General features: G+C 52.8%; 1 rRNA gene. It reads left to right on the forward strand.

What is annotated here, in order from left to right:
- Positions 1-79 precede the first annotated feature (79 nt).
- Positions 80-396, forward strand: a 23S ribosomal RNA gene (locus tag FLW16_RS43190); the annotation flags it as partial.

Below are 396 nucleotides of genomic sequence, written 5' to 3' on the forward strand. Positions count from 1 at the left end.
GCCAGATGACTTGGAATACGGCACAAACGCGAGAACTCAGACCTATGACGGTCGTGTCCTAGAGACACACTCGTTATAGGGTCAAGCGAACAAGTGCATGTGGTGGATGCCTTGGCGATTACAGGCGATGAAGGACGCGGTAGCCTGCGAAAAGCTTCGGGGAGCTGGCAAACGAGCTTTGATCCGGAGATGTCCGAATGGGGAAACCCGGCCCGAATGGGTCATCCCTGACTGAATACATAGGTCAGGGAAGCGAACGCGGCGAACTGAAACATCTAAGTAGCTGCAGGAACAGAAATCAACCGAGATTCCCAAAGTAGTGGCGAACGAAATGGGAAGAGCCTTGTACTCTTTAGCAGCATTGTTAGCAGAACGGGATGGAAAGCCCGGCCATAG

This window comes from Microbispora sp. KK1-11, assembly GCF_006874435.1.
In the GTDB taxonomy this organism is placed as follows: Bacteria; Actinomycetota; Actinomycetes; order Streptosporangiales; family Streptosporangiaceae; genus Microbispora; species Microbispora catharanthi.